Below are 15811 nucleotides of genomic sequence, written 5' to 3'. Positions count from 1 at the left end.
ATCCAAACCTTCCGCTATGCGTCACAGGAATCTGTCTCTAAGAGCCTGATTCAGCATATTTTTTAATCCATTATTTAACATTAAAACCTAAGGAAGATGAAACAAACATTAAAAGTGAGCATGGTATTGCTCGGAGCACTCACCATCGCCATGTGGTTCGGAATCTCGTCCACTAACAAGCAAAAAGAAGTACTGGAAGGCCAATTTGCAAAATTGGAAAAGGAGGTGATTCGTAAGGAATCCGCATTTGAAGAAGTTATGGGACTGATCACAGAAGTCGAAGATCAGATCGGAGCCATTGTAGAAAAGGAGAACCTAGTCCATGGACAAAGTCAGGAGCCACTAAACAGCGGAAAGAAGGAGAACATTATGAGAGAGATTGCCATGATTGATGACTTGATCATTAGATCAAATGAAAACATCAAGACCCTCTCTGATAAAATCAAAAGCACCGATCTCAAATTGGGTGTATTCGAAAAACGTATCAACGCACTTCAGGCAGATTTAACAGCCCGACAAACGGTCATCGGTGACTTAAAAACTGAGTTGGTTGCGAAAGATGAGGCACTCGCTTTATTAGCGGATCAAAAGGACTCCCTTAACAAGACCCTAAATGCCAAAGTCGAAATCATCGGTGAAAAAGAACTTGAGGTAACTCAACTGACCGCACTGAATGATGAATTAAACAAAAGTTACTTAGCCGTTGGCACTTTTGAAGACCTACAAGCTAAGGGTGTGGTAGACAAAGAGGGTGGATTCTTAGGCTTCATCGGCAGAAGCGTGGCTTTACAAGATGATGCGGATAAGACCGAGTTTATGGAGCTAGACCGCAGAAAAGTCAGCCAGCTTAAAATTCAGGCTACCACGCTTTCTCTGGTGAGCAACCACCCAAGCGGATCTTACCAGATACTTCCGGGAGATGACGAAAGCACTAAGGTTCTCGAAATCACAGATCCAGAGTCCTTCTGGCAAATCTCTAAATACCTGGTGATTTCCAAGAACAGCCGAGCTGCTCGCTAATACATCATTTGACAAAATTATTGATTGGTGTTGTTTTGGGCTGTCCACTCGTAAGGAGTGGGCAGTTTTTTATATATTATTAACCTTGTAAATCAGGAATAACATTCCTAATTTACAAGGATGATTGATCGGTATAAATCTCAAGAATTAGCAGAACTATTAGCCTCTTTTCCAGCCGTGGCTCTCCTTGGGCCTCGTCAGGTGGGAAAAACTACCCTAGCCAATCAATCCATCATAGCCAAGGATACCATCTATCTGGACCTAGAGGCTCCAAGCGACATAGCCAAACTCACAAATCCTGAACTATATCTTCAACAGCATCGAGATAAACTCGTTATACTCGATGAAGTGCATCGGCTACCGGAAATTTTTCAGATTCTCCGAGGCTTGATTGATCAAAACAGGCGGTCAGGAATTACCGCAGGTTCCTATTTGCTATTGGGCTCGGCCTCGATTGACCTGCTCAGACAGTCTGGAGAAAGCTTAGCTGGACGTATTGCTTATCTTAATTTAGATCCCCTCAATTTGATTGAGGTCCAACAGACCCACCAAGATATGCTTTGGTCAAGAGGTGGTTTCCCAGATAGCTTTTTAGCGAAGTCTGAGAAACACAGTAATCAATGGAGGCAAAACTTTATCAGAACATATTTAGAAAGAGATATTCCTCAGTTTGGTCCACGAATTCCTTCAGAAACACTCAGGCGATTTTGGACCATGTTATCTTATGAGCAGTCCAGCATAATCAACGCCAGCAAACTTGCACGTAACCTAGGGGTAGATGCTAAAACAATCACTAACTACCTTGATCTACTAGTAGACCTTTTATTGGTCAGGAGACTTATTCCATGGCATAAAAACATTGGCAAACGCTTAGTTAAGTCTCCTAAAGTTTTTGTTCGCGACACTGGAGTAGCACACACACTTTTAGGCATAGATAACTTTGAAACTCTACTTTCACACCCAACAGTTGGTGCTAGCTGGGAGGCATTTGTGATTGAAAATATATTATCCATTTTACCAGATAGCATATCGCCAAGCTTTTACAGATCATCTGGAGGGGCAGAAATTGACCTAGTCCTTAGTTCAGGCAAGGCGACTTGGGCAATAGAAATAAAGCGCAGTCTAACACCAAAAGTAGAAAAGGGGTTTTACTATGGCTGTGATGATGTAAATGCTACTAAAAGATTTATCGTTTACCCTGGCAAAGAAACCTACCCAGTAAAGCAGGAGACTATTGTCACATCTCTTTACAGCTTAATGAAGGAAATAAAAGCACACAATTAAGAAAATGCGCAAACTAAAGAATGAAGAGTTAAACAGGCCCGACCTTGACCAATTCAAGGAATCTGAAAAGACACCGATTGTTTTGGTGCTTGACAATGTGCGCAGCATGCATAATGTAGGCTCTGCTTTTCGAACCGCGGATGCATTTGCCATAGAAAGTATTGCACTTTGTGGTATTACTGCACAGCCTCCCCATAGAGAGATTCATAAAACAGCACTGGGCGCCACCGAATCGGTGGAATGGAAGCATTATAAAAACACCATGGAAGCCTGTAAATCATTGCGTGATGAAGGCTATACACTTATGGCCATTGAGCAAGTAGACGATTCCATCTCTTTAGAGAGTTTTAAGCCCTCGGTTGACCAGAAGCTGGCTGTAATTTTTGGCAATGAGGTATTTGGGGTTGAGGAAGAAGTTGTGGCCTTCGCGGACAACTCCATCGAAATCCCTCAGTTTGGCACGAAGCACTCTCTTAATATCTCAGTCAGCATAGGAGTGGTACTTTGGGATTTGGTCTCGAAAATGAGATTCGGATAGTCAGTAATGCTTCTATTGCACTTCATTTAATTGGGCTAGACTTCTAAATGGATTTCGTTTATTTATCAGAATACAATTCCTCAAGTGAGTTTCCGGATATTTTTCTTTTAGTTTTAGGTATCAAAAGAAAAATTTCGGAATGACGAAAGGTTATTAGTAATGAAAGATATCAACAACAAAGGCAAAGTCAACAGGTTCAAGTACATGCTCTATTTTTATGGACTCTTTGTCGTTTTCATCTTTGTGTATAAGTACATCATCGCTCCAGAGCTTCCGGGCATTATTTTGCTGGCAGCTTTCGCTCCCATCTTTGGTTTTATGTCTTCCATTATAAACTGGCCTGTATACATACATGCCAGTGAAGCGGATGGGGGCATGGTAGTCAATTCTAAACGCCTTTTTTCTAAAAAGCAGGATTCGATTATCATCAACAAATACAACTTCGATAGCTACTTTGAAACGGATCATTTGCACATAGGACTTAACCTGCTAAACGAAGAAGAAAAGATGCAACAGCATAAAATCAAAGTCAGCTGGATGAAACTCAAGGACCTAAGAGCTCTGGAAGAAAAACTCAGAGAGATTAATCCTCACGCTCCAGTCAATGAGTCTTAAGTTTAGCTCAGACTATTAAAAATAAGGTTGTCCTTTAGAGGCTAAACCACCCCTAACCCCTCCTTTAAAAGGGGGGGAACTTTTCCCCCTTTGTTATTGAAGATTCTATTCTAACTCCTCCCTTTTTTAAGGGGAGGTGGTCGAAGACCGGAGGGGTCCAATTCAATAAAATCAAAAAGGAAGTTTAGCCAAATCAACATTTCCTCCTGTAAGGATCACGCCTACTTTTTTACCGGCAAAAACCTCCTTATTCTTCAGCAAAGCCGCTACAGGAACAGCGCAAGAAGGCTCAATAATGATTTTCAGGCGCTCCCAAATCAGGCGCATCGCTTCAACGATCTCTTCATCTGTCACCAAAAACACTTCTTTGACCAGGGGTTTGATGATCTCAAAGTTCTTATCTCCCATACTTGCAAGTAAGCCATCGGCAATTGAGGATGGCTCATCTACCTTCGTGATCTCTCCTGCTTGCATTGAAAGATAAGTATCCTTTGCTCCCTCAGGTTCTCCCGCATAGACATCAATTCGGTTATTAATATAATGAGCAGATAGCAAGGTTCCCGCCATCAATCCACCACCACCAACAGGAGCTATGATGATGTCCAAATCTGGTTGATCTTCCAGCAATTCCTTGGCACAGCTGGCTTGGCCTGTAATTACCGAATAGTCATTATATGGAGAGATAAAAGTAGCTCCCGTTTCCTTTTGAATTCTTGCAGCGTTCTCTTCTCTTGACTGCTGGGTTGGTTCGCAGAGGGTGATTTGCGCTCCGTAGCCAGCGACCGCTTTTCTTTTTACCTCAGGAGCAGTTTTGGGCATTACGATATAAGCTGGTATACCGGCCATCTTTGCTGCAAGCGCTATGGCCTGGGCGTGGTTTCCTGAACTATGCGTAACGACTCCATTTTTTCTTTGGTCTTCAGGTAAAGAAAGCACCGCATTAACCCCTCCTCTGGCCTTGAAGGCACCAACTTTTTGAAAGTTTTCGCATTTGAAGTACAACTCACAGCCAGCAATCTTATCGACACTTTCTGACGTCAAAATAGGCGTGCGATGGATATACGGAGCAATCCGCTGATGTGCTGCAATTATGTCTTCTAGTGATATAGGGAATTCCATAGGCCAGTTCTTCTTCGGCCCAAACTTATCAATTTTTTTGAAGGGTTATATCAGTCACTTTCGTCCATTCAATCTTTTCGCCATTGATCCCTTCAAAGACCTGAATCAGTGCTACTCCCGATTCGGAAAGATCCCATCGGTATTTCTTAATCAGTTTTCCAGCCACAGTGCTTTCTTCCATTTCATAGATTTTAGAATCTTGTGAATATTTTCCGAAATACCTTCTAAGATTATCTTCTTCGCGGTCTCCTATTTGTCCATCCTCTAGCATCTTTGCGAAGAAATTATAACTCTTAATACTGAAGTGCTCCGAAGTATCTCCATGAACATCCAAGGTCATAAAGTTGAGCACTGCACAGCCATTTAATACCTCAAAGCCTTTCATTTCGGCTTTACCTTCTTTCCATTTGTTATCAATTTTCTCTTTGACGGTACCTACCCAATTCCCCTTTAAATCCCTGAAAGCAGAGAATTCAGGTAGGTCGCACCGATCGGCTACATCATAGGTATGGGCTCTTTCACCTTCAGGCCAGTCAGGCGTTTCAGCAGTACGGGTAAACTCCATGATCCAATTGTTGCGCCAGTTTTTTCCTCCATCACTGGTAAAGGCATCATCCCATCGCAGATAATATGGTGTGATGTCTGAAAAGGTATAGACCGAAAGTGTATCCCCGTTACCTCCCCAGAATTCACCACGGCCATGACGAAAATTTCCCGACATAGAACTCAATGCAGAGTAGTTTTGATTTGGCCAATTCAACCATAAATCCCACTGTTCAGATTCGAAATTGTAGTAACGAAGACTGAAGCCCTTGATGCCATTTGGTCGCTGATCATTCCAAAGCTCCAAAATGGCACGACCATCATTTATCGAATATATTTTTGCTATTGACTTGATGTCATCCTTCCAGGAATTATCTGCCTGTTTGACCCTTAAATTCACATCCCATTCGCCTATCCAAAAATCGAATTGACGATCCTTAGGAAGTTCTAAGTAGTTGATTTGAGCGGAAAGGGTAGTACTAAAAATTATCAGAAAACAGGTTGTAAAAATGGATCGGATATGAATCATAGCCAGGTTGTTTATCCTATAAGAACGCATGAAAGGCACCTCTAAAGATCACATAAACGTGTGAATTTTAGCCATTTAATGAGGCTTTTCTCCTTGGGTACGTTCTAGCACAAAAAACTACTTATGTCTAAAAAGATCTCTTCAACAGCCCCTTTCCTATTAATACTTTTCGCACTGATATCTTCATGTGGCAGCGATGGAGGTGATGATGGCGGTGGAGGTCCAGAACCGAATATTTCAGTCTCGAACCTTGTTGTCGCTGATCTGAATAATAATGCAGATGCTTCAGATTTTAGGGTTTCATTCAGCATCTCCAATAATGAATCCTTTGTAAGGGAATACAGAGTGATCGTAGCACAAATTGATGCCATCGCCAACTTGTCTTTGGCCTCAATAGAAACACTACCCACCAATAGTTTCCACACAATTGCACCGACTGGTAATGACATTGTCACAAACCTACCTTCAAGCCTCCTTGATGTTGAAGGAAACCCAATCACAGAAGGTGAAACATACCGTGTGTTTGTGCTTGCCATAGCAGACGGGACCACGGTGACCGCCAATAAATTAAGTAATCAATCGAGTCAGGTTACACTTGAAAATGCCGATGTGCTGGAAATCATGGCTGAGCTACCGATCGGTACAGGTGGCTTGGAAGTGGACAATGAGGGTAATATATATTGTGCTGATTTTGGCCAATCGCTTAATAGTCCACCTGGTACATTAGTCTACAAGATTACCCCAAATGGGGAGGCTAGCATTTTCGCAACTGGACTTGTAGGTGCTTCAGGCAACACTTTCAATGCTGATGGAACATTACTCTATCAGTCTAACATTCAGGGAGGAAGGGTGAGTACTATCAATTCATCTGGACAAGTGACTACTTTCGTCTCTGGTATGTCATCTCCAGTTGGTGTTGTATTTGACAGTGAGGGGAATTTGTATGTGGCCAACTGTGGCGATAATACAATCAAGAAGGTCACCCCTGAGGGAGAGGTCAGCACTTTTGCCAGTGGCAACTTGTTCGCATGTCCTAATGGCATTACGATCGACAATGATGGAAATCTATATGTTGCGAATTTTAGCAACGCCAGTGTAGTTAAGATTGACACGCAGGGAAACCCTTCCGTGCTGGCCACCTTTACTGGAAATAATAATGGTCATATCACTTTCTATCAAGGCAATCTGTACGTAGTAGCACGGGCAGCCAATCAAGTTTACAGATTAGATCTTGAAGGCAATGCTGAATTGATTGTAGGCAGTGGAACTCGAGGACATGATGAGGGCTCTGCCCCTCAAGGAAGCCTATCCCTACCGAATGATCTCGAATTTAGTCCTGACGGAAGATTTCTTTACATCAACGATTCCAAACCACTTACAGGTACTCCCGCCAATAGTGATATAAAGCCTACCTACTTAAAAAGGGTAAGGTTCAAACGTCAGTAGTTAGACGAGACGATCCTTCAGTGCTTTGGCCACTGCTTCTGATTTGGAATTGACTTCAAGCTTTTTGTAGATGCTCTTGATATGAGACCTTACCGTGTCTTGACTTATAAAAAGGGCATCTGCGATGAGTTTATAGCTTTTGCCTTGACAAAGTTGGTCCAGCACGTCCATTTCTCTTTCTGTCAAGTCAGACTCCGTCTTTTTGCTGAATGATTTGACCACCATTCTAGCGATGCTGGTACTCATGGGTGCGCCTCCACCTACGGCCTCGCGGATGGCATCAATAATTCTTAAAGGAGGAGTGCTCTTTACCAAATAACCTGAAGCGCCAGCACAGAGTGAATCAAAGACTAGCTGATCGTCTTGGTGAACGGTCAGCATCAGGGCTTCTGCCTTAGGCGCTTTTTCCTTCATCTTTTCTACTGCCTGAATTCCTGTCATACCGGGTAGAGAGATGTCCATCAAAACAATATCAGGCTTTTGAGCTTCAAGGTTTTCAAGAAAGCTTTCGGCATTTTCAAAAGTCCGTTCACAAATCATCCCTTCGCTTGTGTTAATAATCAAAGCGAGGTTATTTCTAATCTCAGGATCGTCTTCAACAATATTCAATCTTATTTTATCACTCATACCCTACTTTCGCTTATTGATGGTTTTCCGCTAAATATTACTTTCGTTCCGGATTCAATTTTTGTCTGTATTTCAATGTTAGCGGCTAGTTCATTGACTCTCGACTTCATATTTCTCAGGCCATATCCCTCGTGGTGCTTCTCCAGGTCAAACCCCTTCCCATTGTCTGTCAGGACAATCTCAATCCGGTCATTTTTATAATTAAAACTCAAAGACACGTTCTTGGCTTCCGCATGCTTCAACACGTTATGCATAGCCTCTTTGAAGGTCATGATCAAATGACGTTTCCAATCCATAGTCAAGTTAACGCCTTGGAGAACAGTCGGTATTTGGTCCACTGAGAAGGCGATGGAGGTCTTATCGAATAGCTCCTCTCCAAAATCCTTCAACATGCTGGCCAAATCATAGGCAGAATCTTTCTTGGGATCCAAGGCCCATAAAAAGTCACGCATGGAGTTATTAAGGTTTCTTGAGTTGTGTTTGATCTTTTCGACATAAGCAGCGGCATCGGGATTCGAACCATTTATTTGTCTTTCCAATACTTCCGAAAACAATGCAATACGCGTTAGCTTATTTCCCATCTCATCATGAAAGTCAGCCGCGGCCTTTTTTCGGGTGGATTCCATAAAGGAAAGCCGCTGTATTTTCCGCTGAACACGATACTGATGAATGGCATAAAGGAGCGAACAAATAAATACAAACAAGATGGAATAGAACCACCATCGTTGCCAAAATGGGCTTAGAATTTCGATCGTCAAACTGGCCTCGACAGGCCCCCAATCACCAGCATCTCGACCTGCCCGAACTTTAAAAGTATAGGTTCCAGGTGATAAGCTTGCGTAGTTAACTGAACGCAGCTTAGTACTATTTGACCATGAGTCATCCACACCTTCCAGCTTGTAGGAATAAACGACATCATTGGGATTCAGATAGTCAATGGCGATGAAATCAAAACCAATGAAATTCTGGTTATATCGAAATTCTAATTCATCAATCTGCTGTATGGGTCTGTCTTTTTCAACCTGTTCATCAAAAAGTCGAACACTTTCTATTTGTATGTCGGGGTAACTCATATCCCCCTTCACTTCACTTGGATCGAAATACGTTATCCCCTCAGTTGAGCCAAAGAACATCTTGCCTGTTTCCGTTTTTGTTGAAGAGTGAAACCGGAATGTATTACCTGGTAATCCGTTGTGAATTGTATAGTGTTTGAATTGGCGTTTTGCAGGCCAATAACTGTGTAATCCATTAATTGATGAAATCCATAAGGCTCCATCATTGGCCTGCTCAATAGACTGAATATTCGGTATAGGCATCGATCCTTTAGGCGTATGACTGATCCAAGTTTCATTTTGCCGATCGAATTCCATCAGACCGCTACTGAAACCGCCAATCCAGAGGTGGGAATCCGCATCCTCGAAAATTTCGTTAACGGTTTGACTTAGAAAGCCAGATGCTCTGACTCCAGAATATTTGAATTGCTTTACATCATACGCACCATTTTCTTCTCTAATTCGAAACATGCCTTCTCTAACCGTTGCCAACCACATAGTTTCTTCCGAATCAACAAATAGCTTTCTGCCCTGAGCAGCTTTAAACTGAACTGGGACATCGGCCCATTCGCGGGTACTCGTAAAACCATTAGGTGTTTGTTTGAAAAGCTGTTCATTGACGATTACCCAAAGCGAATCATTGCTATCATAAAGAAAATCGCTTACTATTCCAGAAATGGTCACACTAGGGCCTCTTAAGGCTTTGGTCTTCTTGTCAAGAAAGAAGAAACCATCATCTGTCGCCAACATTATATTCTCCCCATTATCCCTCAATAGTCTGATGTAGTGGTAAAAATCTTTTGTTGAGTAATCTAAGACCAATTGGACCTTTTGATTTTCAGCATCGACTGCGATCAGTCCCTTTTCCGTAGATAGATACACCCCTCCGTCAGTTGTTTTTCCAACAATCCGAGCATGAGTAGAATGCCCTAGTTTGTCATCGTCCTTCCAGTCTATTATGTCAAAAAAGTTCGGTTTACTCGAAGCTTGGATAACCCCACCACCCCGAGAGCCCAACCAAATGGTCGCTTCCCGATTATCTAGCCAAAAAGTGGAAAGCTTGAAATCTGACTTGATTATCTTCTCAAGAACGCCATCTGATCTTAGTCTGAACGCTTCATTATTTGTGGTAACAATTAGAAATTCACTGCTCTTTGGGTTCTCGTGTGCCACCAATAACTGGCTTGTTTCAAAATCTGGAATGATTACTTCTTTCCAACCATCATCTACGTATTGGTAAATCCCTCTTTCTGGCACTGAAATAGTCAATGAGCCATCGCTTGTCTGGAAAACATTAGAAATCCATGAGCCCAACAAGTCGACATTTACTTTACTTACCTGTTGGTTAGAAGTATGAACCCGATAAACTCCCTCATTAAACACGGCTAACCAGAGTGAGTCGCCAATTTCGATAGGCAAGTAGGCCCCTTTTATTGGGAATCCATTACTCTCAACTGGTTCAAACTGGTTTAGAGAGTCGCTATAGAGAAAAACTCCTTCGATGGCCGTAACCCATATTTGGCGGGTATTACTCTCGTAAATGCTTAAGACATTAATCTCTTCTTTACCTACTACGGAAACAGGTACAAATTTTTGTAAGCTTTCGTCTATTAGATTGACCTCCTTTTGCGTTCCCACCCAGCCTCGACCTTTAGAATCGAATACCATCGTCTTAACGAAGTTGTTGAGATGGTTAGGCTGCTCGTTGTTGTAGTTGTAGAAAAAGAATTTTCTTGAAGCCCTGTCATACTTATTGACGCCACCAATATCCAATGTCACCCAAATGTTGCCCGGTAAGTCCTCAAAAATTCTGCCTTGGCTGTTGGCTTGTAAAGAATAGGCATCCTGGGGGTTATGCCGAAAGACTTCAAAATTATAGCCATCATATTTATTCAGTCCATGACCCGTTGATACCCACTTATAACCAAATCGATCTTCATGAATATCTCTCACATCATCATTAGAAAGACCTTCTGCTGTGGTAAATTTTTTTATAGTAGTTGTCTGTGCAACTAAATGAATTTGAAATGGAAGAATGACTATTGTCAGATGGACAAACAAGCGCTTCTTAATGCATTTCAAAAAGCTAAAAGGCATGGTTCAAGTTAAGGAATTCTTACTTGAGCCAATTCACATGATTATGTGATAATATTAATGGGCTACCAACCAGTTTTCACCGACTCCAACTTCTACGTCCATAGGCACATCTAACTCAACTGCTCCTGTCATCAATTCAGGTATTTTGGCCTTCATGATTTCCAATTCTGAATTATGTACATCAAACACAAGTTCATCATGCACTTGCATGATCATTTTTGACTTCATGTTCTCTTTTTTCATCCAGTCATGAATGTTGATCATGGCCACTTTAATCATATCTGCGGCACTTCCTTGAATGGGGGCGTTAATGGCATTGCGTTCGGCATGACCACGGACAGTCATATTCTTAGAGTGAATGTCTCTGAGGTATCTTCTCCTACCTAGAATGGTCTCCACATAAGTGAACTCTCTGGCCTTGTTGACCTGGGCATCCATATAGCGCTTCACACCTGGAAACTCGTTGAAGTAAGCGGTGATAATCTGTTGGGCTTCAGTTCTTGAGATGCCAATGTTCTGGGCCAATCCAAAAGCGGAAATACCATAGATAAGTCCAAAGTTCACTTCTTTGGCCTTTCTTCGCATGTCACGATCTACTTCTTCAAGTGGTACATTAAACACTTTCGAAGCAGTAGTGGCATGAATGTCTCTTCCAGACTTAAATGCCTCAATCATGCTTTCATCCTTTGCAAAGGACGCTACGATCCGTAGTTCAATTTGAGAATAATCTGCTGCCAGTAGGGTAAATTCCTCTGACCTCGGAATGAAGGCCTTTCTTATCTCTCTTCCCTTTGGTGTTCTAATGGGGATGTTCTGGAGGTTCGGGTTATTCGAGCTTAGCCTACCCGTAGCCGCCACAGCCTGTCGGTAATCGGTATGGACCAATCCATCCACCGGACTGATCATGGTTGGCAGGGCGTCAACATAGGTAGATTTTAGTTTTTGATACTCTCTGAATTCCAAAATCCTTCTGGCAATGTCATGTTCTACCGCCAATTTGGAGAGAATGTCTTCACCTGTCGCATACTGTCCCGTCTTTGTCTTTTTCGGCTTATCAACAAGTTTGAGGTTATCGAAAAGCACCACACCCAATTGCTTAGGAGAGGCTACATTAAACTCTTCGCCTGCCATTTCGAAGATTTCAGCCTGAGCTTTTCGGCTTTCTTCTTCCAATTCCTTCGACATAGCCGTCAGGGTATCGACATCTATCTTCACTCCATTATACTCGATATCTGCTAATACATGCATCAATGGAGTCTCAACTTCCTCTAAGAGTTTCTTAAGTTGACCATCCCCTAGTAAAGGTTCGAGACTGTTTTTGAGTTGATAAGTAATATCTGCATCCTCGCCTGCATATTCCACCACCTGATGCACGGGTACATCTCTCATATTCCCCTGCTTGACTCCTTTTTTGCCAATGAGTTCAGTAATGGAGACAGGGGTATAATTCAGGTAATTTTCGGATAGCACATCCATGTTATGCCGTGTGTCTGGGTCAATAAGATAGTGGGCAAGCATCGTATCGAAGATTGGCCCTTTGACCTCAACACCATAATTCTTTAAGATTTGGACATCGTACTTTGCATTCTGGGCAATTTTTGAAATTTTCTCACTTTCAAAAACCGATCGAAACTCTTCTACAATCTTTTGTGTCGTGGCCTTGTCATCCGGTGGAGTCGGTACGTAATAGGCTTCCCCTTGCTTATAAGAAAATGCAAGACCAACCATATTCGCCTCAATCGGTTCTAGGTTATCCGTCTCTGTATCAAAGCAGATCTCATTTTGAAGCATCAGGTATTTAACCAGCCTTTGCCTCAACTCAGGTGTATCTATTAAATGATAGTCATGCTCAGTAGTAGAAAGGTCACTTTTCTCTTGAATAGCCGGCTCTTCAGACGATGACTGCAAGGTTGGCGCATCGTCAGCAAAAAGTCCCATTTGCTCCGATGCAGCTGGTTTTGGTTTGGCACTCTTTGGCGTTGAAGTTGGCTGACCGAGAATTCTCTTTAGCGTAGTTCGGAATTCGAGCTCTTCAAAGATCTCGGTGAGTTTTTCAACATTTGGTCCCTTGTAAACTAGGTCTTCTTCCTTAAACTCAATGGGCACCTCAATCTCAATTCGTGCTAGTTCTTTAGAGAGAATCCCCTGTTGTCCGAACTCTGCGACTTTTTCGGCAAGCTTCCCTTTCAATTCGTGGGCATGCGCTACAATCTCTTCGACAGTTCCATATTGCTTCAATAGCTTTGCAGCAGTCTTGGGTCCTACACTCGGAATTCCTGGGATGTTATCGACCGCATCACCCTGCAAACCAAGCATGTCCACCACCTGATCAATCCGTTCTATATCCCATTTGGCCAAGACTTCGGGGATTCCCATTATGTCTACACCATTGCCCATAAAGGCCGGTTTGTAGAGGTAAATATGCTCTTCTACTAACTGGCCATAGTCCTTGTCAGGAGTCATCATAAACACCTCAAAACCTTGCCGTGCCGCTTTCTTGGCGAAAGTGCCTATGACATCATCAGCTTCGTAGCCATCTAATTCCAGAACAGGAATATTGAAGGCTCTTACAATGTCCTTGATGATGGGTGTACCGATCTTAATGTCTTCAGGTGTTTCTTCTCGATTGGCCTTATAAGGCTCGTATTGCACATGCCGAAAAGTAGGCGCACTGGTATCAAAAGCTACTGCAATATGCGATGGCTTCCGCTTATCTATGATTTCGTACAAGCTATTGGTAAAACCGAAAGGAGCTCCTGTGTTGAGTCCTTTTGAGTTGATTCTTGGGTTTTTACTAAATGCAAAATGGGCTCTATAAATGAGCGCCATTGCATCTAAAAGAAAGAGGGTCTTTTCCGGTTTACTCATATTATAAAGGTAAGTATTCCGGAAAACTGAGAAAGAGGAAATTGCTTAATTCGAACCGAAAGAATTTCGCTGACTAATTAACTCCAAAGCATACTCAAATACAGAATCTTTTTTATCCAAAAGATCTTCAAAAGTAGTCTGTACAGCATAATCAGGAAAAGTCCCTCTACCGGCATTGTCAGTCGATACATTCACAAATTCCTCATAGATGACAGGTACTTGAAGGGTTGAGCTTGTATTTGGCAGGCTATAGTTTACCAACATATTAGCCGCTCTGCCCACATGGGCACCACCAGTTTCTTCACCTATCAATATCACATTATCCATTTGGCCTAATATCCTAGCAAGGTCAGCTGCTGCAGAGAAGGTCCTTCCAGAAATCAAGACATAAATGTTGCCATCAAACTTGGCTCCTTTGTAATCTGTTGTTCCTTCGAACTCGTCATACCAGTTCAGCAGAGGGGCTTCAAATCGTCCTTCTTTCGGTGCTTGGAAATACTTTTGAATATAGTCTTCAGCACCTTTTAAAGATTCATCTGTCTTTAAACGACCATTAATCGAAGCAACATATTTCTTCATCTCGATGCTCTGAGATCTGGTATACGTCTTTGAAGGATCGTTGAGTTTTCTACCGGTTAAAAACTGGTACATCGTGTTCAACAATCTGCGATCGCCCCCCTCGTTTATTCTCAGATCAATAACGAGATTTTCAAAGTCGAACTCCTTGTCTTCCTCATTGTAACGTGATCCTAACTTCTGATCAAACCAGTCCGGGTTAGCCTGGAATGTATTCAATGTTAGAACGAGCGTCTGAAGGGAGTCGATCGCATCAAGGTTCGTAAACCGATTGTATCGCTCATGCGACATGTTGATTGGTCTGTAGTAATTGTTCGCCAGCATGGTATTTCCCGCCACGCCTTCAACAATCACTTGTCGAACTTGACCAATAGGGTCCTTATAGCTTACTGAGAAGCTAGAAGAAGCACCGTTTTTTAAGAAGTAGTAATAGCCAAATTTGCTCTCTACTTCTCTTAAAGGTTTTGTTTCACTGAAACCATCAGTGACTGTAAGGTTGATAAGTTTTGGCAATAGAGCCGGAATTTCCTCATCATTAATGCTTAGTAATTCCGCACCATGAGGAATGTCACTGCGCTCGAAGTCTACATAAGCTCTTCCCTCTATAATCTTTATCGGTAAGGGAAAGAATTGAGATAACCCTAAATCCTGACGAACAACCGATTTATCCATTCCCACCTTTGTATGACCACAACGCAATGTATTGTTGAGCTCAGCAAGGAGCACCTCAAATTGTTTGAAAGTAATGGCCTCAGGAAGGGATGCTACTTTGTCCAATACCAATTTTTGAAATGCCTGGCGGCTGATATATTGGTAAGGATTGCCGTGCTGCTTATCGATGATCTGAAAGTAAACTTCCAGATCATCGGCAGCCTCTTGACGAGTAATTGTTCGATTATAGTTGTTAGATAAAAGGGAAAATGTATTTGTCAGTACTAACAAACTGACCAATACTACCTTATTGATTGTACTTAAATGTCTTTTCATAACCCCGGTTTTTAAGCCAGGGTGACTTCATCGTTGATTTTTCAATAGCCCGTTCGACTTGGCTGTAATTGAAATTGAGATTTAAAGAGTTCGGCAATAAACCTCCAATGATCACCCTGAGAAATCAGGGCGTAGGAAAATTATGAGGTAGCGCTCGTTCGACTTAGCGCAATAGGAAGTATACAGGTTGGTTTAGTGAAATACCTGAGGGTAGATGATAAGAAGATAGTAAGGAGGTGTTCTTGTGAAAGTGAAACAAACATACAGAAAAAAGTCGTTGACCCCAAATTTTCATGTCGTTCACATACATTTTCTTGATCTTCACAAAAGCATGTATATACCTTCAAATTGGATATGTTTTTTAATAATTCGGTTTCACAAAATAGAATTTGGTCAAATGGACATTCAGCTACAGAAATGAATGGGATCAATGATATCTCGCGAAATACGCAGTTTACATAAAATAATATGCAGTACTAGTCGTAATTTTAAGGCGATCCCTAATCATTT

The 15811-nt window shown here is 42.1% G+C and carries 11 protein-coding genes; 5 read left to right on the top strand and 6 right to left on the bottom strand.

From position 1 onward, the window contains the following. Positions 1-96: 96 nt before the first annotated feature. The 4 genes from BFP97_RS15700 (at position 97) to BFP97_RS15685 (ending at position 3457) form a co-directional block, all read left to right on the top strand. Entirely contained in the window at positions 97-1020 is a 924-nt protein-coding gene (locus BFP97_RS15700) for a hypothetical protein (RefSeq protein ID WP_069843333.1), read from the top strand. Between the two features lie 120 nt (positions 1021-1140). Next, the gene (locus BFP97_RS15695) at positions 1141-2304 is read left to right on the top strand and encodes an ATP-binding protein (protein ID WP_069843332.1); all 1164 of its coding nucleotides are present in this window, start codon (positions 1141-1143) and stop codon (positions 2302-2304) included. Positions 2305-2308: 4 nt separating this feature from the next. Continuing rightward, entirely contained in the window at positions 2309-2842 is a 534-nt protein-coding gene (locus BFP97_RS15690) for a TrmH family RNA methyltransferase (RefSeq protein ID WP_069843331.1), read from the top strand. Between the two features lie 159 nt (positions 2843-3001). Further along, positions 3002-3457, top strand: coding sequence for a hypothetical protein (locus BFP97_RS15685; protein ID WP_069843330.1), 456 nt, complete (start codon positions 3002-3004; stop codon positions 3455-3457). 171 nt (positions 3458-3628) lie between these two features. Here BFP97_RS15685 and BFP97_RS15680 read toward each other — a convergent pair whose 3' ends face one another. Both BFP97_RS15680 and BFP97_RS15675 read right to left on the bottom strand, forming a co-directional pair. Next, the gene (locus BFP97_RS15680; protein ID WP_069843329.1) at positions 3629-4576 is read right to left on the bottom strand and encodes a threonine/serine dehydratase; all 948 of its coding nucleotides are present in this window, start codon (positions 4574-4576) and stop codon (positions 3629-3631) included. 28 nt (positions 4577-4604) lie between these two features. Then, complete coding sequence (locus BFP97_RS15675; RefSeq protein WP_139135330.1) at positions 4605-5648, bottom strand: hypothetical protein; 1044 nt, start codon at positions 5646-5648, stop codon at positions 4605-4607. Positions 5649-5771: 123 nt separating this feature from the next. Between BFP97_RS15675 and BFP97_RS15670 the strand changes: the two genes are divergently transcribed. Next, positions 5772-7094 (top strand): SMP-30/gluconolactonase/LRE family protein, encoded by a 1323-nt coding sequence (locus BFP97_RS15670; RefSeq protein WP_069843327.1) that lies wholly within the window; start codon positions 5772-5774, stop codon positions 7092-7094. On the opposite strand, the gene BFP97_RS15665 is transcribed toward BFP97_RS15670, so the two are convergent. From BFP97_RS15665 to BFP97_RS15650, 4 genes are read right to left on the bottom strand one after another with little or no spacing between them, the layout of a single operon-like run. Continuing rightward, the gene (locus BFP97_RS15665; protein WP_069843326.1) at positions 7095-7721 is read right to left on the bottom strand and encodes a response regulator; all 627 of its coding nucleotides are present in this window, start codon (positions 7719-7721) and stop codon (positions 7095-7097) included. Further along, on the bottom strand, positions 7718-10870 hold the full coding sequence (locus BFP97_RS15660; RefSeq protein WP_069843325.1) for a triple tyrosine motif-containing protein: 3153 nt from the start codon (positions 10868-10870) through the stop codon (positions 7718-7720). The genes BFP97_RS15665 and BFP97_RS15660 overlap by 4 nt, the downstream gene beginning before the upstream one ends. A gap of 54 nt (positions 10871-10924) precedes the next feature. Further along, positions 10925-13738: a DNA polymerase I gene (polA, locus tag BFP97_RS15655; RefSeq protein WP_069843324.1), complete on the bottom strand. Its 2814-nt coding sequence runs from the start codon at positions 13736-13738 to the stop codon at positions 10925-10927. A gap of 45 nt (positions 13739-13783) precedes the next feature. Further along, positions 13784-15301, bottom strand: a complete 1518-nt coding sequence (locus tag BFP97_RS15650; protein ID WP_069843323.1) for a S41 family peptidase — start codon at positions 15299-15301, stop codon at positions 13784-13786. Positions 15302-15811 lie beyond the last annotated feature (510 nt).

Origin of the sequence: Roseivirga sp. 4D4 (assembly GCF_001747095.1) — a bacterium.
Taxonomy (GTDB): Bacteria; Bacteroidota; Bacteroidia; order Cytophagales; family Cyclobacteriaceae; genus Roseivirga.
The sequence above is the reverse complement of the archived record's forward strand: the minus strand, read 5'-3'. Positions and strand labels throughout refer to the sequence as shown.

What these genes read in the sequence shown, in the direction of transcription:
- BFP97_RS15700 (WP_069843333.1), top strand. Translation starts at nt 97, where the DNA reads ATGAAACAAACATTAAAAGTGAGCATGGTATTGCTCGGAGCACTCACC.
- BFP97_RS15695 (WP_069843332.1), top strand. Translation starts at nt 1,141, where the DNA reads ATGATTGATCGGTATAAATCTCAAGAATTAGCAGAACTATTAGCCTCT.
- BFP97_RS15690 (WP_069843331.1), top strand. Translation starts at nt 2,309, where the DNA reads ATGCGCAAACTAAAGAATGAAGAGTTAAACAGGCCCGACCTTGACCAA.
- BFP97_RS15685 (WP_069843330.1), top strand. Translation starts at nt 3,002, where the DNA reads ATGAAAGATATCAACAACAAAGGCAAAGTCAACAGGTTCAAGTACATG.
- BFP97_RS15680 (WP_069843329.1), bottom strand. Translation starts at nt 4,576, where the DNA reads ATGGAATTCCCTATATCACTAGAAGACATAATTGCAGCACATCAGCGG.
- BFP97_RS15675 (WP_139135330.1), bottom strand. Translation starts at nt 5,648, where the DNA reads ATGATTCATATCCGATCCATTTTTACAACCTGTTTTCTGATAATTTTT.
- BFP97_RS15670 (WP_069843327.1), top strand. Translation starts at nt 5,772, where the DNA reads ATGTCTAAAAAGATCTCTTCAACAGCCCCTTTCCTATTAATACTTTTC.
- BFP97_RS15665 (WP_069843326.1), bottom strand. Translation starts at nt 7,721, where the DNA reads ATGAGTGATAAAATAAGATTGAATATTGTTGAAGACGATCCTGAGATT.
- BFP97_RS15660 (WP_069843325.1), bottom strand. Translation starts at nt 10,870, where the DNA reads ATGCCTTTTAGCTTTTTGAAATGCATTAAGAAGCGCTTGTTTGTCCAT.
- polA (WP_069843324.1), bottom strand. Translation starts at nt 13,738, where the DNA reads ATGAGTAAACCGGAAAAGACCCTCTTTCTTTTAGATGCAATGGCGCTC.
- BFP97_RS15650 (WP_069843323.1), bottom strand. Translation starts at nt 15,301, where the DNA reads ATGAAAAGACATTTAAGTACAATCAATAAGGTAGTATTGGTCAGTTTG.